This is a genomic window from Pseudomonas sp. Xaverov 83, assembly GCF_019352905.1.
Taxonomy (GTDB): Bacteria; Pseudomonadota; Gammaproteobacteria; order Pseudomonadales; family Pseudomonadaceae; genus Aquipseudomonas; species Aquipseudomonas yamanorum.
In genome coordinates this window covers 198505-219617 of record NZ_JAAAFU010000029.1, presented here as the reverse complement: position 1 = coordinate 219617, position 21113 = coordinate 198505, and the positions used below count along the sequence as shown (strand labels likewise).

General features: G+C 58.6%; 19 protein-coding genes. 4 read left to right on the top strand and 15 right to left on the bottom strand.

What is annotated here, in order from left to right; all coding sequences use genetic code 11:
- Positions 1-8: 8 nt before the first annotated feature.
- Positions 9-389: a helix-turn-helix transcriptional regulator gene (locus tag K0H47_RS12355; RefSeq protein WP_063027818.1), complete on the bottom strand. Its 381-nt coding sequence runs from the start codon at positions 387-389 to the stop codon at positions 9-11.
- 104 nt (positions 390-493) lie between these two features.
- Entirely contained in the window at positions 494-1264 is a 771-nt protein-coding gene (locus K0H47_RS12350) for a helix-turn-helix transcriptional regulator (protein ID WP_219272772.1), read from the bottom strand.
- A 115-nt stretch (positions 1265-1379) separates the two neighbouring features.
- Between K0H47_RS12350 and K0H47_RS12345 the strand changes: the two genes are divergently transcribed.
- On the top strand, positions 1380-2186 hold the full coding sequence (locus K0H47_RS12345) for a sulfite exporter TauE/SafE family protein (RefSeq protein ID WP_093207044.1): 807 nt from the start codon (positions 1380-1382) through the stop codon (positions 2184-2186).
- Here K0H47_RS12345 and K0H47_RS12340 read toward each other — a convergent pair.
- From K0H47_RS12340 to argH, 6 genes are all read right to left on the bottom strand, one after another.
- Positions 2183-3130 carry a hypothetical protein gene (locus K0H47_RS12340; protein ID WP_219272770.1) on the bottom strand — a complete coding sequence of 316 codons (948 nt, stop codon included), beginning with the start codon at positions 3128-3130 and terminating at the stop codon, positions 2183-2185. The genes K0H47_RS12345 and K0H47_RS12340 overlap by 4 nt on opposite strands.
- A 64-nt stretch (positions 3131-3194) precedes the next feature.
- A complete protein-coding gene (locus K0H47_RS12335; RefSeq protein ID WP_169386048.1) occupies positions 3195-4364 on the bottom strand; it encodes an MFS transporter in 1170 nt (389 codons plus the stop codon).
- A gap of 165 nt (positions 4365-4529) precedes the next feature.
- Positions 4530-5351: an ABC transporter substrate-binding protein gene (locus tag K0H47_RS12330; RefSeq protein ID WP_201140233.1), complete on the bottom strand. Its 822-nt coding sequence runs from the start codon at positions 5349-5351 to the stop codon at positions 4530-4532.
- A 25-nt stretch (positions 5352-5376) separates the two neighbouring features.
- The gene (locus K0H47_RS12325) at positions 5377-6141 is read right to left on the bottom strand and encodes an amino acid ABC transporter ATP-binding protein (protein ID WP_003211502.1); all 765 of its coding nucleotides are present in this window, start codon (positions 6139-6141) and stop codon (positions 5377-5379) included.
- A gap of 23 nt (positions 6142-6164) precedes the next feature.
- On the bottom strand, positions 6165-7043 hold the full coding sequence (locus K0H47_RS12320) for an amino acid ABC transporter permease (RefSeq protein ID WP_219272768.1): 879 nt from the start codon (positions 7041-7043) through the stop codon (positions 6165-6167).
- Between the two features lie 157 nt (positions 7044-7200).
- Positions 7201-8628 (bottom strand): argininosuccinate lyase, encoded by a 1428-nt coding sequence (argH, locus tag K0H47_RS12315; RefSeq protein ID WP_093207068.1) that lies wholly within the window; start codon positions 8626-8628, stop codon positions 7201-7203.
- A gap of 262 nt (positions 8629-8890) precedes the next feature.
- Between argH and K0H47_RS12310 the strand changes: the two genes are divergently transcribed.
- Positions 8891-9850, top strand: a complete 960-nt coding sequence (locus K0H47_RS12310) for a LysR family transcriptional regulator (protein WP_218263267.1) — start codon at positions 8891-8893, stop codon at positions 9848-9850.
- 98 nt (positions 9851-9948) lie between these two features.
- Here the strand turns inward: K0H47_RS12310 and K0H47_RS12305 are convergent, their stop codons facing one another.
- From K0H47_RS12305 to K0H47_RS12275, 7 genes are all read right to left on the bottom strand, one after another.
- A complete protein-coding gene (locus K0H47_RS12305) occupies positions 9949-10593 on the bottom strand; it encodes an HAD-IB family hydrolase (RefSeq protein WP_219272765.1) in 645 nt (214 codons plus the stop codon).
- Between the two features lie 71 nt (positions 10594-10664).
- Positions 10665-11378, bottom strand: a complete 714-nt coding sequence (locus K0H47_RS12300; RefSeq protein ID WP_219272763.1) for an HNH endonuclease signature motif containing protein — start codon at positions 11376-11378, stop codon at positions 10665-10667.
- Between the two features lie 145 nt (positions 11379-11523).
- Positions 11524-12774, bottom strand: a complete 1251-nt coding sequence (locus K0H47_RS12295; RefSeq protein WP_023659243.1) for a ribonucleotide-diphosphate reductase subunit beta — start codon at positions 12772-12774, stop codon at positions 11524-11526.
- A 470-nt stretch (positions 12775-13244) separates the two neighbouring features.
- Entirely contained in the window at positions 13245-14528 is a 1284-nt protein-coding gene (locus K0H47_RS12290) for an ABC transporter substrate-binding protein (RefSeq protein WP_219272761.1), read from the bottom strand.
- Between the two features lie 38 nt (positions 14529-14566).
- The gene (locus K0H47_RS12285) at positions 14567-15823 is read right to left on the bottom strand and encodes a DUF1479 domain-containing protein (protein ID WP_219272758.1); all 1257 of its coding nucleotides are present in this window, start codon (positions 15821-15823) and stop codon (positions 14567-14569) included.
- A 128-nt stretch (positions 15824-15951) separates the two neighbouring features.
- The gene (locus tag K0H47_RS12280) at positions 15952-16815 is read right to left on the bottom strand and encodes an AraC family transcriptional regulator (protein WP_177071166.1); all 864 of its coding nucleotides are present in this window, start codon (positions 16813-16815) and stop codon (positions 15952-15954) included.
- Between the two features lie 133 nt (positions 16816-16948).
- Positions 16949-17218 carry a DUF2790 domain-containing protein gene (locus K0H47_RS12275; RefSeq protein ID WP_008435250.1) on the bottom strand — a complete coding sequence of 90 codons (270 nt, stop codon included), beginning with the start codon at positions 17216-17218 and terminating at the stop codon, positions 16949-16951.
- Positions 17219-17612: 394 nt separating this feature from the next.
- Here K0H47_RS12275 and acs point away from each other — a divergent pair, with 394 nt between their 5' ends.
- On the top strand, positions 17613-19568 hold the full coding sequence (gene acs, locus K0H47_RS12270; RefSeq protein ID WP_177025723.1) for an acetate--CoA ligase: 1956 nt from the start codon (positions 17613-17615) through the stop codon (positions 19566-19568).
- Between the two features lie 699 nt (positions 19569-20267).
- Positions 20268-21053, top strand: a complete 786-nt coding sequence (locus K0H47_RS12265) for an ABC transporter substrate-binding protein (protein ID WP_063027848.1) — start codon at positions 20268-20270, stop codon at positions 21051-21053.
- Positions 21054-21113: the final 60 nt, after the last annotated feature.

Here is a 21113-nt window from a genome sequence, read left to right as displayed (position 1 = left end):
CTTGCGCGCTACGCACCATTGGGCTGAGGTGTTGTTGGGTCAATGGATGCCGCTGTTGAATCCAGAAACCGGGAGATGATCCCTTTGGCGGCAGGTTGTGCCGGAGTGCTGGCGCGGCCCCGCACATTCATCCCCCAACCCGGAGCAAACCCCGGGAAAAACACCAACCCTTCAGCTTCCAGACGAAACGCCACACTCAGGCGGACTTCATCGTCCACATCGGCATGGCTTTCAAAACGTTGAAGGGCGTCCACTTCCACATCCGCTTCCCGGGCCAGGTCTTCCCGGCTCCAGCCCAGCATCAGGCGGGCCTGAACACTGTGCCGTGGGGTGAATTGATGAAGGACGATCTGCTGTTCTACGGTGTTGCTCATTGCCAGAGAGGACATGGGCTTTCTCCAGGTTCGACGGGGGAAGGCAAACTATACTGTGTTTTTGTACAGTTGTTTCTACCGCTCATCAACTGGATGGTTTCGATAGGGCTGCCGCCGGTCTATTTCGCCCCATCCAGGTAGGTGCTCGGCGACTGGCCAAGCACTCGCCGAAACATGCTGGAAAACGCCGCCGGGTTTTCGTAGCCCAGGTCCAGGGCGATCCGGGTGATGGTTTCGCCGCTGGCCAGGCGTGCCAGGGCCTGCACCACACAGGCTCGTTGGCGCCATTGCACGAAACTCAAGCCGGTGTGTTGGCGAAAATGCCGGCTGAAGGTGCGCAGGCTCAGGTGCGATTGTTCAGCCCATTGAGTCGGTGACTGGTGCACGTCCGGCCGCTGCAGAAACGCCAGGCACAGGGCAAGCAGGCGTGGGTCCTCCGGCAGCGGGATATGCAGGGGCAAGTGCGTGGCGCGAGCCAGTTCATGCAACAGCAGGCTGACCAGCGTACCGTCGCGGCCGGTCTCGTCGTATTCCAGCGGCATTTCCACCGACTCCATCAGCAACTGTCGCATCAGGGGTGAAACGTTGATGACGTGGCAGCTGGCGCCCAAGTCGGTGACGGCGTGCGGTTCGATATACAGGCTGCGCGTCGACACACCGATCATCAGCACCTCATGGGGCACCTGGGCGGGAATCCACACCGCACGCTGGGGCGGCACAACCCAGTTGCCTTGCTGGGTGCTGACTTGCATCACCCCGGTGGCGCCATACAACAGCTGGCCGCGCCGATGGCTGTGGCGCTTGAGCAGATAGCCGTGGGGATAGTCGGTGCCGATTGCCACGACCGTTCGGAGCGTCAGGTCCAGTTGAGCGATGGAGACGTTGCGCATGGAGCTGATTCCGGAAGTGGCAATATCTCGCACATTATTGGCCGACTTGCGCAAGCGGGCCAAGCCTTGAATCGCTATCGTCGACAGCTCTCCCTGATGCTGAAGGCGATTCTCGATGTTCTATCTATTACTGGCACTGTTCGGCTGCATGACCGGCGTGACGGCGGTGCTGTTCGGCTTCGGCGGCGGGTTCGTGGTGGTGCCGTTGCTGTACGGCATGCTCAAGCTCAGCCACGACGCGGGCGTGAGTGCATCGGCGATGCATATCGCGGTCGCCACCTCCACTTGCGTGATGATCGTCAACGCGCTGATCGCCACTGGAAAACACCGTCGCAAAGGTAATCTGATTCGCCATTACCTGTGGCCGTTGGGCGGGTACATCGGGATCGGCGCCGTGCTGGGCGCAGGGGCTGCGATGTTCGCCAGCGGCGATTTCATGCGGTACGCCTTTATCGCCTACCTGGCCGTCACCATCGTCGATTGCCTGTTGCGCAGGGGCTTTCTCAGCCAGGACGACAGGCTCCAGCCACGACGCCTGAGCGGCGCGGAAGTGACGGGTGGTGGCATCGCCATTGGCGTGATCGCCACCTTCCTGGGCGTGGGCGGCAGCGTGATGACCGTGCCACTGTTGCGCCGTTGCGGCTTGAGCATGTCCCAGTCCACGTCCATGGCTAACCCGTTGAGCGTGCCGGTGGCGCTGGCCGGTACGTTTACCTACATGCTCATGGCAGGATTCGCCAAGGTGGAATTGGGCGCGTGGTTTGTCGGCTATGTCGACTTGCTGGCGTTTGCCATCCTCACCCTGGGTTCGCTGCTGGGCATTCGCCTGGCCACACCGTGGATCGGCCGCATCCCGGATGCACTGCATGCGCGGGTGTATATCGGGTTGTTGGGCGTGGTGATGGTGAGCATGTTGCTCTAGGTTTCCAACCCCGGCGCCTCGCGAATAATCAGGTGATCCAGGTTCTCGATATTGGCACTGAACACCCCGAACGTCTGCTCGGGGTTCTTCTTGCTCGGTACCTGTTTCAACTCCGGCGTCACCCCGTAGAAGAAGCAATACAACGTTCGATCACTGTCCACCGCCGCCTTGATCTGCTCCAGGAACGCTTTACGCTTGCGGTAGTTCTCGATCAGTTTTTTGCTCAGGTAAACATTGATGGAGTAGGGCTTCTTGTCGAGCCAGGCTTTCTTTTCGAAGTCGATGCGAAAGCTGCTGGTGTAGTCCTTGATCTCCTTGATCTTGCCCCAGTAGATCAGGCCTTTGTTGTCTTGCAGGTATTCGATCTTCTTGAAAAACGTCCAGTAGGTCGCGATGTGATCACCGATCTTCAAGGGCATGCTTTTCAGCTTTTCCTTGTCGTCGATATTCGACACGTAGCATTCCACTGGGTGGGCAAAGACGCTGGTCTTGTCCGGGGTGGTGTCGCTTGAGCTGTGAGACAAGGCGTTGCGGGTTGCCGGCGTTTTCGGTGGTTCTTGTGGGGTGCCAGCCTCAGCACCGATGACCGGTGTTTTGCGTTCGTACTGGCGTCGCGTCAGGACAAATTCCGACGGGAAATTTTCCTCCGGCCCATCCTCAGCTTCGCCTTTTCCGGCAGGGCGACTGGCGTAACGGCAACCTTCGATATGCCGGGTACTGGGAATGTTCTTGAAGTGCGGCGTGCGCAGGTAATTGACGTTTTTTGCGTTGAAGGTGCCCAACACATTGCCCACTGCAAACGCCGCCCGGCACTCGTCGTTGGGGCACAGGAAACTGTCCTTGTCGGAATTGAAGGCGGCGGTTTCGTCGAAATTCAGGTCGCGCACGTCATAGATCGACAGCTTGTCGTCGAGACTCAGGCTGTAGGCCGTGTCGAATTTCATGGGGCTCGGGTCCGTGAGAGGTTTCGCTATTAATAGCGGGATATTGCGCAAATATCAGCAGAAATCACGTACGCACCGTCACCCGCCGGCCACTCAAGAAACACAGGGTACCGCCCACTGCCGTCAGCCCGCTCAATACATAGAACATCGAGGCGGGCGATGCATTGATCAGCAGGTAGCCGCAGATCACCGGGCTCAGTGCGCCGCCGAATGCCGCCAGGTTTTGTGCTCCGTAGTAACTGCCGCGCAGGGCGTCCGGGGCGATGGTGTCGATAAACAGGAACTCGGAGGGGTAGATGATCATCTCCCCGAGGGTGAACACAAACATCGCGACACACCACGACACCAGGCCGTCCGCCATACTGAAGCCGATCAACCCGGCAATAAACAACGACGTGCCGAGCACGATCCAGTAGCGCAGTTGTTCGCGCTTGAGGAAGCGGCCGATCTGGTACTGCATCAGGATCACCGTGATGGCGTTGCACGCCAGCACCGCAGAAAGAATTTTCAGCGCGCTCTCCGGCTTGTAGGCCACCAGCAGAAACTGCGACAGATACAAGGTGTAGCGCCCGTGGACAATGGTGCTCAACAGGCTGCCGCTGGTAAACAGGATCAAGGTGCGATCGCTGCGCAGGGTCCGCAGGGTGCTGAGAAAACTTAAGGGTTTGTTGCTGTCGTCGCGTTGGGTCGGCGGGATGCCGATCATCAGGAACAGGCTGCCAAAGGCAATCGCGCTGGCGATCAGGAACGGTGCCAGGGGCATCTGCCCGGCAATCACCACGCCGAGCATCGGGCCGGTGGCGTAGCCGACATTGGTCAGGGTGTAGCGCAGGGAAAACACCTTGGCCCGCTGGCCCACCGGCAGGTTCTCGCTGATGATCGCCTTGGAGCCGATCAGGAACAGCGCCGAAGCAGCTTCGGTGATCACCAGGGTCAGGGTGGTCAGGTAGAGGTTGCTGGCAAAGGTCAGCAACAGAAAACCGATGGAGCTGGAGAGCATCGCCAGGATCAGCAGCTTGCGTTTTTCCAGACGGTCGATGATGTAGCCACCGTAGAGGCCCAGCAGCGTGGCGATGAACACGGCGATGCCCATCAGCAAGCCGATATCTTGCTGGTTGAGGCCCAGGCGGGTGCTCAGCAACAGCGCGAGCAATGGGCTGGTCATGGCGCGGCTGACGACGATGGTCACCGAGCAGATCATCAGGCGGCGGATTACCAGGGAGTACGTGGCCACGGTGGGGCGGATGTCCTTATTCTTGGGGCTGACGATGATCTTTCATACACAGTTGATCCCTGTGGGAGCCGGGCTTGCCCGCGATTGCGGTGTGTCAGCCACGGGAAATATCGACTGACACGCCCTCATCGCGGGCAAGCCCGGCTCCCACAGGGTTATAGGGTGTTACTGGCCGGCGTTGATGCTGATTTTTTCCACCGCACCCTGCTCCAGATCCCACTTCTGCAGAATCTTGCCGTACGTCCCATCATCAATCATGCCCTGCAGCGCCTCACTGATGGCCGTGACCAACTCGGTATTGCTCTTCTCAATCCCAAGCCCCGTGAACTGCTTGGAAATCGCCAGGCCCACCGGCTTGTACTTACCCTTGTCCAGCGACATCAGGTAAGGAATGGTTTCACTGCCCTGCATCGCCGCATCCAGACGGTTCTGCTGCAACTGCGCCCGCGCATCCGCCGAGCCCTCGGTGCCAATCACCACGATGGCTGGCTTACCGGCCTTTTCGCAGTTTTCCTTGCTCCACGCGGCAATTTCCGACGGCCAGGTGGTACGTCGGCTGGTGCCGACTTTTTTACCGCACAGGTCAGTCAATTCCTTGAGGTCTTCACGCTTGGCCAGGGTGTACAACTGCGGGCCGCTGGTGAAGTAATCAATGAAGGTCACCGACTTCTGGCGCTCGGCGGTGTCGGTCATGCCCGACAGCACAATGTCCACACGCTTGGTGGTCAGGCCGCTGAGCATCTGTTCGAATCCGGTTTCCTGCCACTTGATCTTCACCCCCAGGCGCTCGGCCAGAGCGTTGCCCAGGTCAAAGTCCAGGCCGGTGAGTTTGTTGGTGGCGGTGTCCTTGAAATCCATCGGCGGGTAGTTCGGCACGATGGCCGCGCTGATCTCACCCTTGTCCTTGATCGCTGCCGGCAATGCCGCCAAAACCGAAGTGGAGGCCATCAGGCCTACGAGCAAACTTGGAAGAAACAGATTTTTCATGGGGGCGTTCTCGTTAGTTTTTTAGTTAAGTGCGAACGGCAGAAATAAAGCTTTGGGTACGCGGATTTTGTGGGCTTATTAGAATTTCTTCAGGGCTGCCGGCTTCCACAATCTGGCCGGCATCCATAAACACCATGCGGTTGGACACTTCGCGGGCGAAGCCCAATTCATGGGTGACCACAATCATGGTCATGCCGGTGGTGGCCAAATCACGCATCACCGACAGCACTTCTCCTACCAGCTCCGGGTCGAGGGCTGACGTGGGTTCATCGAACAACATCAGCTTGGGACGCATCGCCAACGCACGGGCAATCGCCACACGCTGTTGCTGGCCGCCGGACAATTCCACCGGGTAGGCATTGCGCTTGTCCGCCAGGCCAACCCGGGCCAGCAACTCCAGGGCGTCCTCGGTGGCTTCCTTGGGCGAGCGCTTGAGCACCTGGCACGGGCCTTCGATGATGTTCTGCAACACGGTCATGTGCGGGAACAGATTGAAGCGCTGAAACACCATGCCGGTGGCCAGGCGCTGACGAGCAATCTGTGATTCATTCAACTCATGCAGCTTGTTGCCGACGACCCGGTAACCCACCAGTTCGCCGTCGACCCACAGGCCGCCCTTGTCGATTTTTTCCAGCTGATTGACGCAGCGCAGCAGGGTACTTTTGCCGGAACCGGACGGGCCGATAATGCACAGCACTTCGCCTTGTTCGACTTCCAGGTTGATGTCCTGCAGCGCGTGATACTGGTCGTAATACTTGTTCAGGTTCACGGCCTTGACGATGCTTCTCATGGGCAAATCTCCTCAGTCAGGGCTTACGAACGCTTGCCGGCGCCGCGGGCAAAACGACGCTCAAGGCGGCTCTGACCGAATGAAAGAACAGTCACCACCGCCAGGTACCAGATGCCGGCAACAATCAGCAGCTCCATGACCCGGGCGTTGGCGTAGTAGATGTTTTGCGCGTTGTGCAGCAGCTCCGAGTACTGGATCACACTTGCCAGGCTGGTCATTTTCACCATGCTGATGAACTCGTTGCCTACAGGCGGAATGATCACCCGCATCGCCTGGGGCAGAATCACCCTACGCAGCGCCTGAAGGCTCGGCATGCCGATAGACTTGGCGGCTTCGTACTGGCCGGTGTCCACCGACAACAGGCCGGCGCGCACCACTTCAGCGGTGTAGGCACCCTGGTTGATGCTCAGGCCGAGGAGGGCGGCCACGAACGGCGTCATCAGGTCCACGGTGTCGATGCTGAACAGCCCGGGAATCGCGATCACCGGGAAAATCAGCGCCAGGTTGAACCACAACAGCAGTTGCAGAATCAGCGGCGTACCCCGGAACAGCCAGGTGTAGGTGATGGCCACGTAGCGCAGGATCGGGTTGGCCGACATGCGCATGATTGCTGTGATCACCCCGATCACCACACCCAGCGCCATGGCCAGGATCGACATGATGATGGTGTTCACCAGGCCCCAGATGATCGCCTCGGACGTGAGGAACTGACCGATGTAGGACCATTCGATCTGGCCGTTGGCGAATGCACGCAACAAGGCGGCCAGTGCGATCACGATCAAAGTGGCGAACACCATCCGACCGTAATAGCGACGGGGCACATGCTCGTACTTCGTGATATCGAACTGGTTCTCGGTCTGCTGGCGCTCGGCTTGCAAGCGCTCTGCCGGGGTTTGTTTCATGGTGACTCTCCAAAACAACTGAATACACTGATCGTTCCCACGCTCTGCGTGGGAATGCATCCCGTGACGCTCCGCGTCACCACCTGCATTGGCGGCAGGACGCGGAGCGTCCAAGGCTGCATTCCCACGCAGAGCGTGGGAACGATCTTTACGATCTTTAAATTCGAAAGCCGGTGTAGTTTTCTGCCCACTTCTGTTGCGCAGCCAACGCCACCTTCAACCGCCCAATCTGCTCCCTGACCCGCTCCGGCGCCGTACCACCCCAACCACTGCGCGCCGCAATCGCCGCTTCCAGGGTCAGGCACTCACGCACTTCCGGCGTCAGCCGCGTATCCACCTCCGCCAACAACGCCGGCGAGGCTTCCCACAATTCAATCTCATGCTTCTCACAGGCCTGCACCAACGCGCCGGTAATCTCGTGGGCCTCCTTGAACGGCACACCGCGAGTGGCCAACCAATCCGCCACCTCCGTCGCCAGGGTGAAACCCATCGGCGCCTGACGCCGCAGCTCTTCCACCTGCACCTTCATCGTCGCGACCATCCCGGCCATCGCTGGCAGCACCAGCAGCAAGGTATCCACGCTGTCCAACACGCTGTGCTTGTCTTCACTCAAATCGCGGTTGTACGACAGCGGCAAGGACTTGAGCGTCGACATCAACCCGGTCAGGTTGCCAATCAACCGCCCGGCTTTACCCCGCGCCAATTCGGCGATGTCCGGGTTCTTCTTCTGCGGCATGATCGAGCTACCGGTGGCGTAGGCATCGTCCAGCTGCACCCAGCGAAATTGCCGCGACGACCACAGGCAAAACTCCTCCGACAGCCGCGAAATATTCACCCCGAGCATGCCCGCCACAAACAGAAACTCCGCCACGTGGTCACGACTGGCTACAGCATCGATAGAGTTTTCGCACGGCCCGGTGTAACCCATCTCCTTGGCCGAATGCTCCGGCTGGCGAGCAATTGCCGAGCCCGCCATCGCCGCAGCACCCAACGGCGACAACGCCGTACGCGCGTCCCAATCCACCAGGCGCTGCACATCCCGCAGCATCGATTGCGCATGCGCCAGCAAGTGATGGGCGAACACAATCGGCTGCGCCTGCTGCAAGTGGGTGAAACCCGGGCAGATGCTCTCGATATGCTGCTCGGCCTGGTCCACCAGCGCCTGCTGCAACCCCAACACCTCGGTGGTGATGGTGCGCGCGTGATCCCGCAGGAACAGGCGCAAATCGTTGGCCGTCTGGTCATTACGCGAACGCCCGGCGCGCAACTTGCCGCCCAGGGCGCCCAAGCGCTCGGTCAACACCCGCTCGATGAAGGTGTGCACATCCTCGTCATCCAGCGTCGGGTGCAGGCGGTCGGCGGCAAAGTCCTCACCGATGCGGTCCAGCGCTTCCAGGGTGCGCAAGGTTTCCGACTCATCCAGCAACCCGGCGCGCTGCAACTCACGGGCATGGGCCCGGGAGCCGGCCAGGTCGTAGGGCGTCAGGCGAAAATAGCGCTCGGGGCAACGGGACAGCGCCGCCAAAGCAGCGGACGGGCCGGACTTGAAACGAGCACCCCAGAGGCGATCGGTGGGCTGAGACATGGTGTTCCTCACGCTTGTTTTTAGAAGTGACAAGCCCGGTGGACGTGGCTTGGCCTTATGGATTCGGAGGGCAGTAGCAAAACGAAAAATCCTGATCGAAGTGTCAGGTTTTTATGGGCGTTAAAGCAGCCGGTAAAAGCTGTTCAACCCGCTATATTCAAGGTTGCCAAGGGCGGTTAAGTATGTTCATTATTGCCGCCCGGCGATGTTCATGGAGTAGGTCAAAGCCTGTTGAAGATGGCACTTGAGGTCAACACGTATTATGGAAACCCCACTTTCCAATTCTGGAAACATACCGCCAAAACCCGGCACAAGACCTGCGCTGCAACTCAGCGGCCTGGACTTCAAATTGCTGCGGGTGTTCAAGGCTGTGGTCGAAGCGGGCGGCTTCAGCGCGGCGCAGAATGAGCTGAATGTGGGCCTGGCGGCAATCAGCAAGCAGATTTCTGACCTCGAAATTCGCATCGGTATGCGCTTGTGTACACGAGGGCGAGAAGGGTTTGGCCTGACCGAAGAAGGCAAATTAGTCTATCAAGCGTCCATTGAATTATTTGCCTCGGTAGACAGTTTCAGAGACAGGCTTAGTTCGGCACAGAACGAACTGATCGGCGACCTTAGTGTGGGTGTTATTGATAACACCGTATCGGACGTTAATTCGCCGCTTATTAAGGCGCTGGGGAAATTACATACAGAATCGCCAAAAATAAGATTACGCCTGCATGCCTCGCAACTGGACGAAGTTGAGAGGGGCGTGGTGGAAGGGCGGCTGATTGTCGGCATCGTCCCGGTGTACCAGCGGCGGGAAGAATTCGATTATTTCCCGCTGTACGAAGAAAAGTCCCACGCGTACTGCGCCCTCGGCCATCCGCTGTTTGAAGCGAGTGACATCAACGCAGATGTGTTGCGCCAGTATGAAGTGGTCAACCATCGTTACGCGATCCACAGCGACAAGGCCAACTTCGTCAGCTACGACAGCCAGTCCGCCTCGGCCTCTCAGGTAGAAGCCGTCGCCATCCTCATCCTCACGGGCCGCTTCCTGGGCTTCCTCCCCGAACACTACGCCGCGCCGCTGGTGAGGGAAGGGCGCCTGCGCGTGTTATGCCCGGAGCAGATCCACCTGAGCACACCGTTCAACCTCATCCTGCGCCACAACGCCCCACGAAGCCCGCTGGTCAAAGCCTTCGCAACGGCACTAGGCGTGGATCTCAAAGCGCCAATCTAACCCTAAGGATGTACAGAGATAACCTGTGGGAGCTGTCGAGCCCCAGCGAGGCTGCGATGGCATCAACTCGGTCTACCTTCCTGCCCCATCCACCCGCATCACCGCTGCAACCTGGCCCGCTTCTTCTTCCCATGAAAATGCCGAAAATGCGCATCCTGCGCCGCCGCCAACAATTCCCGATCCCCGCGCGTATCACCCCAGGCCCTGAGCCGATACTCCCCCAGATCCCCATAAACCGCCTCAAGCCGAAGCACCTTATTCTCACACCGGCAATTATTCCCCGTGAGCTTGCCCGTCAACACCCCGTCCACCACCTCAAGCTCAGTACCAATCAACCGGATCCCAAGCCGATCCGCAAACGGCTGCAACACCAACGCTGGCGACGCCGAACACAGCGTCACCACCGCCCCGGACTTCACCTCATCGGCCACCGATTGCAGCCCTGTTGGCCGCATCAACTTGTTCCAATACGCCTGGCAATACGCTTCAGCCTTCTGCTGAACCCACGCCTTGTCCACGCCGGTCATAAAGGTGCGGATCAACTGCGCCTTGAGCTCATCACGGCTAATGACCCGCAACAGGAACTGCGCGCCAGGCACCGCCAGCTTCACTATCCTGCGTATGAACTCGCCTTTACCAAAGGCGAACTTCAGGAACGGTACGAAGCTGTCGTGGTGGGTCAGGGTGCCGTCGAAGTCAAAGACGGAGAGTACTTTGGCATCCAGGGGGCCGGATTCGAGCATGTCTGGGTTCACGGGCGGGTCTCGGTCCTATCTAGTAATTTTGGTAACGCATGAGCTGTGACCGCAGAATTCTACTCCTCTCTCAATCTTTTGATTTTCGAGTAAAGCCCTTTGGTGAATTCACCACGGTCATTTGAGCGGTGACAACGCTGATGGCAATTGGGGCACAAGGCTACAGCATTGGTAACGCGATCCGAACCCTTCTGGGCGAGGTGCTTGACGTGATGTACTTCAAGAAATGGCTCGCCATCATCACCTGTGAACGGTGCCGGCTTATCGCAACCCTCGCAAATACCACTTGCTAGCCGTCGAACCTGCTTTCGTACATGGAGCGCGCGCGCAAAGGAAATGCTGACAGTAAATAGTTGCCGTGGATTAAGAATGCCCTGAGGCTCTATTTGAAGTAAGGGCTTCGAGACAGTGGGGGGGCTTCTAGGTAGCGGTTTATCTGCCGTAGCGATATCAATCTCTGGATAGAGGCATATTTTCGAAACCAATACTTTGCGAATACGCTCATTCACTCTGGCTCCGACATTTTTTGCAGGCCTGTATCCGGTGATACACCGCAGGCCCATTAGCTCGATTACGGCTGATATGTTTTGCATGCGGTACTCGACAGACGAAGCGCTACGCAGCCTCAGTGGCCCCTCGCGTAACAGTCGATTTTCGACCGATTTGTTGAAGGCTTTTCCGTTCTGTTCAAGCGCCCACATTCTCAAATAAGCGTCGACTGAGGCTTCAAGCTCGTCGTCACTCCAGCCAGTCTTAGCTTTTTTCGTATCCATACAGCCGCCGAAGGTAGAAAACCCTCGGACGATACTGAGTGGCCACTAGCACGTCCACGAAATTTCCTACGAGCCTGTAGGAATTGGCACTCTGCAAATACAAAAAAGCCCTGAACAAGTCAGGGCTTTTTAGTTGGCTCAGGAATCAATCCCAGCTCAACGCACCGCCGGTCTGGTACTCGATAACCCGAGTCTCAAAGAAATTTTTCTCTTTCTTCAAGTCCATGATCTCGCTCATCCACGGGAACGGGTTAGTCGTCCCTGGATACTCTTCCTTCAAACCAATCTGCGACAGACGACGGTTGGCGATGAACTTGAGGTAATCCTCCATCATCGCCGCATTCATCCCCAGCACCCCACGCGGCATAGTGTCACGCGCGTATTCGATCTCCAGCTGAGTCCCTTGCAGGATCATCTGGGTTGCTTCTTCCTTCATCTCGGCATCCCACAAGTGCGGGTTTTCGATTTTGATCTGGTTGATCACATCGATACCGAAGTTCAGGTGCATCGACTCATCCCGCAGGATGTATTGGAACTGCTCGGCCACGCCGGTCATTTTGTTGCGACGGCCCATGGACAGGATCTGGGTGAAGCCGCAGTAGAAGAAGATGCCTTCCAGGACGCAGTAGTACGCGACCAGGTTGCGCAGCAGCTCTTTGTCGGTCTCGACGGTGCCGGTTTCGAACTTCGGATCGGAGATCGAACGGGTGTACTTCAAGCCCCAGGCAGCCTTTTTGGCGACCGATGGAATCTCGTGGTACATGTTGAAGATCTCGCCTTCATCCATGGCCAACGATTCGATGCAGTACTGGTAGGCGTGGGTGTGGATCGCTTCTTCGAAGGCCTGGCGCAGGATGTACTGGCGGCACTCCGGGTTGGTGATCAGGCGGTAAACAGCCAGTACCAGGTTGTTGGCAACCAGGGAGTCGGCGGTGGAGAAGAAGCCGAGGTTGCGCATCACGATGCGACGCTCGTCGTCGGTCAGGCCTTCAGGGTTTTTCCACAGGGCGATGTCGGCGGTCATGTTGACCTCTTGCGGCATCCAGTGGTTGGCGCAGCCGTCAAGGTATTTCTGCCAGGCCCAGTCGTATTTGAAAGGTACAAGTTGGTTGAGGTCGGCGCGGCAGTTGATCATGCGTTTTTCGTCAACGGCGACGCGGGCGGCGGAGCCTTCGAGCTCGGCGAGGCCTTCGGCGACGTCGAGTTTGTCGAGGGCGGCCTTGGCGCGCACGATGGCGGCGGAGTCAGCGGCGGTGACGGCGCGGGCTTCGATGGCGGCAGCAGCGCCGGCACCGTCGAGGCGGTCCATGTTGGCTTCGGTGGCGTGGCCGGCGTTGGCGCCTTTGGCAACTACTTCGCCGTCTTCTTCTTTGTCGAATTCGTCCCAGCTCAGCATGACGTGTCGTCTCCTGCGTGAGGGCTCTAAGGTGCCCGTGTGAAACCGGATGGTTGGGTGTTCACACGGCCCAAAGGCCGCGGTGGATCTTAAGGAATCGTTTGTTGCAGCTAACGCACGCATTAAACGGAATCAGGGTTACGGGTGTTCTGCTTGAGGCTTGAGGGGCGGAGCAATGCTTGCTGGCTCCAGCGGGGGCCTCAGGTCTGGCTCTTCATCCCAGTGTAAAGGGATATTGCAGGCCCGATTTACCCGCGCATTATAGGGAAAAATTCGACTTTGTGTTGCGGCGGATGGTCTCGGTGAGCGGCCAAAATGGTGGTGTTTGCAGCCAAGGTCCGGGTTTACAAGGCTTTGCCTGGCTTGGATTTTTTTGACGGGCGGTAGGCGTTTGTTTCAGTGCGCCGAACTGGGGCGGATTCGGTCTGGAAGTTCTTGCGCCGTTTGGCGCAAGAACGGGTCGCGGGGGGTTACTGGGCTGCGGCTTTGATGCTGGCAAACATCTGCTTGCCAGCCTTGGCGGGGTCCGCGTCTTTATTGCTCATGAAGTTGCTGACCACATCAAACACCGCCCCTTGCACCGCCTGGGACGTGGACATGTTGAAGGCCATGCTCGGCTCCAGCGTGCCGGCGTTCTCGGCTTCGGCGAAGTCTTTGGCGGAAGCCTGGGCACAGCTGTCGAACTGGCTCATGTCCAGGCCCTTGATCACCGGGATGGAGCCTTTGTTCTGGTTGAACACCGTCTGGAACTGCGGCTCCAGGGCGATCTTGGCCAAGTCGTCGCGAGCCGCGTTGTTGCCCGGCGTATCATTTTTACTGGACGGTTTGAACATGGCCAGTGAGTCGATGGTGTAGCTATAAATGCCTTGTGAGCCGGGGAAGGGCACGCATTCATAATCGGCCCCGGCTTTTTTACCGGCCGCACTCCACTCACTTTTGGCCCAGTCCCCCATGATTTGCATGCCGGCCTGGCCATTGATGACTTTGGCGGTTTCCATATTCCAGTCCTGGCCTGCGCCATTGGGGTCCATGTAGGTCTTCAGCTTGCGCAGCGCGACAAAGACTTCGGTCATTTTGGGGCCGGTGAAGGTGGCTTCGTCGTTATCGATAAAGGCTTTCTGGAAGCCTTCTGCGCCCAGGATGCTGAGCACCAGACCTTCAAATACGGTGGTGTCCTGCCAGGGTTGGCCGCCGTGGGCGATGGCGATGAAGCCGGCGGCCTTGAGTTTGTCGCCGGCGGCGTAGAGTTCTTCCAGGGTTGCCGGGGCTTTGGACACGCCGGCTTTCTTGAGTACCTCGGGGTTGATCCATAACCAGTTGATGCGGTGGATGTTGAGCGGCACGGCGACGTAGTGACCGTCGAATTTCATCAGTTGCGCAATGCTTTCGGGCAGCAGGCTGTCCCAGTGGTTGGCCTTGGCGACGTTGTCGACGCTGGTCAGCAGGCCCAGCTTGCCCCACTCCTGAATGTCTGGTGCCTTGATCTGCGCAGCAGAGGGCGGGTTGCCAGAGACGGCGCGGCTCTTGAGGACGGTCATGGCAGCAGCGCCACCGCCGCCGGCGACGGCGCTGTTTTGCCAGGTGAAACCGTCTTTCTCGATCAGTTGTTGCAGCACCTGCACAGACTTGGCTTCCCCGCCTGAGGTCCAGTAGTGGACGACTTCAACAGTGCCTTTGCTGTCGGCTGCGTGGGCGGCGAACGTGCAAAGGCTGGCGAGGGAGATGGCAACGGCAAGGCGATGGGGGATTTTCATGGGGGATAACCCTTTTTGTTGTTTTGGGGGGGCGGTGCTTATTCCAGCCCCAGCCCTTTGCGGCCGAGGGTGTTCAGTTGCGGCGTCATGAAGCGGTCTTTCCACTCTTTCTCGTAGTCCTCCCGGGCGAAATCATCCGGTGAGGCACCTTGCTCGAAAGCCCTGAGCACATCCTTGGCGTACCGCAGGTTTTTCGGGCACATGGGCGCGGCGGGCACGTACATCACGTTGCCCCAGCCCTGTTGGTTTTCGACGGGGGCGACGCTGTGGATCACGTCGCAGTGCCACCACACCGAATCGCCGGCCTGCACGTCCGGAATCGGGGTCATGCCCTGGACCAGCAGCGGGTGCCATTTCTCTGAAACTGGCAGCACCTTGCCCGGCGCAACGCCGCACAACTCATCTTCGGGGACGTCGTCCAGCAGCGGGCGCAGCAGCATATAGGCCATGGCTTTGGGGATCGGCAAGGTATGCAGCACGCCCTGGTCGGCCTGCATGTCGCACAGTGCGGTCCAGCCCTGGAAGGTGCGGAAGGCGGAGCATTTCACCGTGTCCTTGTAGGCGTATTCATCGACTTCTGTGCGATATGCAGCGTCCCAGGGGTCGTAGGACTTGAAGTCGTTGCGGTAGATCTTGTCGAACACCTTGAGGTAGGCCGGGTGCAGCCAGCGTTCCAGGGCGCCCGAGTCGGTGTGCGGGCCAAGCCCTTTGGAGGTGGTGCCGGGTGGGCGGCGGCGGACGCGGTCGGGGTACAGCGCATTGATGTCCGGGTCGAACCATTGCCGGCCTTGGGAATCGATGGTCCACAGGCGGTTCAGGAACGACTGTGCAGCGCCCATGCGTTCGTGTTGGCGCAGTTGCATCTGGGCTTGCGACCAATAGATCGGGAATATCTCCGGGCGCGAGGCTTCGAGGTTACCGAAGAAATTGTCGGCCGGGCCGCGATACACCTCGTCAAAATGGTTGTGGTCGAGGTAGTCCAGCAGGCTCTTGTCCCACCCCAGCACCTGTTCCCTGGGGAAGTGGTTGCGGATCACCAGGCAGCCCCGGCGCTTGATGAGTGCCCGTTGTGCTTCGGTGACCTGGCCGTTGGCGATGGTTTCAAAGTCGAGCTCGGGCCAGGCGCACTGCTCGGCCTTGATCGAGGCGATTTCAGCCCTGATGAACTCGCTGACCTCGTCAAACAGCCCAGGCACATCGCCGATCTGCGCGCGCAGGGCCTTTTTCATCGCGACGATGCTGCGCTTGTAGTCGTCCGGCAGCTCGGCGCATTCGAAGGCGTGGTAGTTGCTCATGAGGTGACCTGTCTTGTTGTTGTGCGTACAGGTATGGAATCACCCCGGCCCGCCTGGGCGGCAGCCTGATTTGGAGCGTTTAGCAGTACGATTATGGCGTTTGTTGCGAAGCGAATAGAAGAATCGGCTTATTGGAAGTGATGCCCGTGCTGAAGCCGAAACTGTGACGGCGTCATGCCCTTGTGCGCCTTGAACTGCCGATTGAACAACGCCTGGGAGGCATAGCCGACCTGTTCGGAAATCGCGCTGACCGCCAGATTGCCCTGCATCAATAAAGCGCAGGCATGTCCGATGCGTAGCCGGACGATGTAGTCCAGCGCCGTGCAGCGTGTGTGTTTGCGGAACATGCGATGGAAGGCTGAAACGCTGACGCAGGCCATCTGCGCCAGCTCGGGAATGCCGACAGGTTGCGCATAGTGGCCGTGCAGGTAGTCCAGAACGCGGCGGATGCGAGCGTCTTCAACGATATGAGGGGCGGCGTTTTCCGTCGCGATGCGCTGCGCGGCGATATCCCGGGACAATGTGTTGAGTACGGTGAGCAACGAGATCAAGCGCTGGGAAGCGTCTTGCTCGACCATGGCTTCGATCACCGGGCGCAGCGCCTGGGACGTAGCGTCACTGAAACTCAGCGCCTGTCGCGCTGCAGCCAATAGCGCGCGCGTCGACCCCATCTCCGGAAACAGTTGCACTAGCGAGTCCGCCCAGGCCTCGGAAAACCAGATGACCAAGGCAATGTGCGGTTTGGCGGGGTCGATCAGCTCGGCGGAAGACCAGCTATGGGGCACGTTCGGGCCCACCAGCACCAGGTCGCCATCATCGTAGAGCGCCACATCGTTGCTGATATAGCGGTGCCCGCGGCTGTTGAGGGTGAGGGTCAGTTCGTATTCGGGATGGTGATGCCATTCAAACGGAATCGCCTCCGGTAGACGCCTGTTCAGCAGGGTCCAGGAGGTGTTCGCCTCGGTGGGGATTTTTTCGAAACTGGCTCGCATGAATGCATCCTGCCTTGCAGGTGAGGTGGCGGCGCCACAATCGTAGCATTCGATTCGAGGGGGAGGGCTCTTTGCCGCAAGAACGATTTCTTGCGGCGAATAAGATCAGGTTCAGTTCAAACTAACGAAGTTATTATCCGTTAGAGCAACCGTTACCCATGACCTGATATTGAAGAATATGACGCTGGCCTTGGGAGTCTTCATATTCCATTTTTACCGGTACAACTTTGCATACATCCGGGACTTCACTCATGGACACTACTTTGGCGACGTCCAGATGGGTGCTGTAAGTGTAATCTTCAACAATCGGGGTGCTCTGGCTGGCTACGTCAGTCGGGGCTTCGTCGGCCAGGGCGGCGGTGGCGCACAAGCTGCTAAGGGCCATAACTAATAACGCTTTCATTTGACTATTTACCTTTTGGCGGTCGAAAGGGGTCACGGGGCCCTTGTGAGGCCACGTGTGTAACTTGATTGGGAAGTTCGGATTAACGTTGCCTTCGTGGGGGCTGTTACGTTGTTAATCACAGTGCCTTGATGGCGAGGTTGATTTTAGGCGTGCGAGTTATATTCATATACCCGTGCTTTTGATAAACACTATTGGTGGTTTTTGTAACAATCCCGAGATGAAGGTTTTTTCAGAAACCTGCAAAGCGCCACAGGCCACGGGCCAGAGCGCTGCCAGGGGATAGGTGGGCAATTTGTAGGGGCTTGTTACTACCATCGTCGAATGGTTCTATAGGGCCGGCCCGGCTACAACAGGGCCATACAACAACAACTATGTCACCGAGGTAAGAAAGATGAGTGCGGCTTCTCTGTACCCCGTTCGCCCCGAAGTAGCAGCCAACACGCTGACTGACGAGGCGACCTACAAGGCCATGTACCAGCAGTCGGTGGTCAACCCCGACGGTTTCTGGCGCGAGCAAGCCAAGCGCCTTGACTGGATCAAGCCTTTCACCACGGTGAAGCAGACCTCCTTCGACGATCACCATGTCGACATCAAGTGGTTTGCCGACGGCACCCTCAACGTTTCCTACAACTGCCTGGACCGCCATCTCGCTGAGCGTGGCGACCAGCCGGCAATCATCTGGGAGGGCGACGACCCTACCGAAAGCCGCACCATCACCTACCGCGAGCTGCATGAAGAAGTCTGCAAGTTCGCCAACGCCCTGCGCGGCCAGGATGTGCATCGCGGCGACGTGGTGACTATCTATATGCCGATGATTCCCGAAGCTGCGGTCGCCATGCTGGCCTGTGCCCGGATCGGTGCGATTCACTCGGTGGTGTTTGGCGGGTTCTCGCCAGAGGCCCTGGCCGGTCGGATCATCGACTGCAAATCCAAGGTGGTGATCACTGCCGACGAAGGCATTCGTGCCGGCAAGAAAATTTCCCTGAAGGCCAACGTCGACGACGCCCTGACCAACCCGGAAACCAGCAGCATTCAGAAAGTCATCGTGTGCAAGCGCACCGGCGGCAACATCAAGTGGAACCAGCATCGCGACATCTGGTACGAAGACCTGATGAAAGTGGCGGGCACCGTGTGTGCGCCGAAAGAGATGGGCGCCGAAGAAGCGCTGTTCATCCTTTACACCTCCGGCTCCACCGGCAAGCCGAAGGGCGTGCAGCACACCACCGGCGGCTACCTGCTGTACGCAGCCCTGACCCACGAGCGCGTGTTCGACTACCGCCCGGGGGAAATCTACTGGTGCACCGCTGACGTTGGCTGGGTCACCGGCCACACCTATATCGTCTATGGCCCACTGGCCAACGGCGCGACCACGCTGATGTTCGAAGGCGTGCCGAACTACCCGGACATCACCCGGGTGGCGAAGATCGTCGACAAGCATAAAGTCAACATCCTCTACACCGCACCGACCGCGATCCGCGCCATGATGGCTTCCGGCACCGCTGCCTGCGAAGGCGCCGATGGCAGCAGCTTGCGCCTGCTGGGTTCGGTGGGTGAGCCGATTAACCCGGAAGCGTGGGACTGGTACTACAAGAACGTCGGCCAATCCCGTTGCCCGATCGTGGACACCTGGTGGCAGACCGAGACCGGCGGCAACATGATGAGCCCGCTGCCGGGCGCCCATGCACTGAAGCCGGGTTCGGCGGCGCGTCCGTTCTTTGGTGTGGTGCCGGCGCTGGTGGATAACCTCGGCAACCTGATTGAAGGTGTGGCCGAGGGTAACCTGGTGATTCTGGATTCGTGGCCGGGCCAGGCACGTACCCTGTATGGCGACCATGACCGGTTTGTGGACACCTACTTCAAGACCTTCCGTGGCATGTACTTCACCGGCGACGGTGCGCGTCGTGACGAGGATGGCTACTACTGGATCACCGGTCGGGTGGACGACGTGTTGAACGTGTCCGGCCACCGTATGGGCACCGCCGAGATTGAAAGCGCCATGGTTGCCCACCCGAAAGTCGCGGAAGCGGCAGTGGTGGGTGTGCCCCACGACATCAAGGGCCAGGGCATCTACGTGTATGTCACGCTGAAAAACGGCGAAGAGCCGAATGAAGCGCTGCGCCTGGAGCTGAAAAACTGGGTGCGTAAAGAGATCGGGCCGATTGCTTCACCGGATGTGATCCAGTGGGCGCCGGGCTTGCCGAAGACCCGTTCGGGGAAAATCATGCGCCGGATCCTGCGCAAGATTGCCACCGCTGAATACGACGGGTTGGGGGATATCTCCACCCTGGCGGACCCAAGTGTGGTGGCGCATTTGATCGAAACGCACAAGACCATGAACGTCGCGTAAGGCGGGTTTGTGGGACAAAGCCCCATTCGGCGTAGGCCGGGTGGGGCTTTTTTGTGCGATCGGACAGACGACCTATAACCCCTGTGGGAGCGGGCTTGCTCGCGAAGGCGGCGTGTCAGCCAGCACATCACTCACTGATACACCGCCTTCGCGAGCAAGTCGAATCGTCGCACCGCCGCTCCCACATTTTGATTGCATTCCAAGATTGGTCATTCAGTGGAGCGACTTACACAAGGCCAATAAATATCGGATTGTGTGGTGGGATATTTCTGAATGTTACCGAACCCGGTAAATGTGTAACCCCACGCCCAAACATGAGGCAAAGTGCTACGCCGTTGCCCCGAAAACCCGCGTTTTAGACGCCCCGAAAAATTAGATCCAACGCTACACTTGCCGTGCTAGAAGGGTTTGCGAATAATAGGCCCGCAACTTGCAGCGTTAACAGGTTTAATATCTTTTGCCTCTGCATAAAATCCAGAGGCTGTCAATGTGCTGGAACCGCTTTCTCGGTGCTTCTGTAAATTGTTGTCGCATTGAGGAAATATCGGCTTCCGGCCTGTCGTTAGAATGCCGATCACTCGCTCGTCGTCGCCGATGCTGAACTGGCGCAGGACGCAGCACCGCTATTCGGTTTCACTCATTCGCATCGTGGGCCCTGGCTCATACTGCTGTTTTGCCCTATACCGATGGAGTCCCAAGATGAAGAAACTCGTGCTGTTGGGCGCCCTGGCGCTGTCCGTGCTGTCCATGCAGGCTTTCGCTGATGAAAAGCCCCTGAAGATTGGTATCGAAGCGGCTTACCCTCCGTTTGCCTCGAAGGCGCCGGATGGCAGCATCGTGGGTTTTGACTACGACATCGGCAACGCCCTGTGCGCAGAGATGAAGGTCAAGTGTGTATGGGTCGAGCAAGAGTTCGACGGCCTGATCCCAGCGCTGAAAGTGCGCAAGATCGACGCGATCCTGTCGTCCATGTCCATCACTGAAGATCGCAAGAAGTCCGTGGACTTCACCACCCGCTACTACCTGACCCCAGCGCGCCTGGTGATGAAGGAAGGCACCACCGTCAGCGAAAGCCTGGACGAACTCAAAGGCAAGAAGATCGGTGTGCAGCGCGGTTCGATCCACGACCGTTTCGCCAAGGAAGTCCTGGCCCCTAAAGGCGCCACGGTTGTTCCTTACAGCTCGCAGAACGAAATCTACCTGGACGTGGAAGCCGGTCGCCTCGATGGCACCGTGGCTGACGCCACCCTGCTGCAAGACGGTTTCCTGAAGACTCCAGCCGGTAAAGGCTACGCGTTCGTGGGCCCACAGTTCACCGACGTCAAATACTTCGGCGACGGTGTAGGCATCGCAGTACGTAAAGGCGACAAGGCCGAGCTGGACAAGATCAACGCGGCCATCGCAGCGATCCGTGCCAACGGCGAATACAAGAAGATCCAGGACAAGTACTTCGACTTCGATATTTACGGCGCTGACCCTAAGTAACTCGTCGCAGCTGTCTGTCCAGAATGGCGCAAGCACCAGGATCTCTGAAGTTTGCGCCAT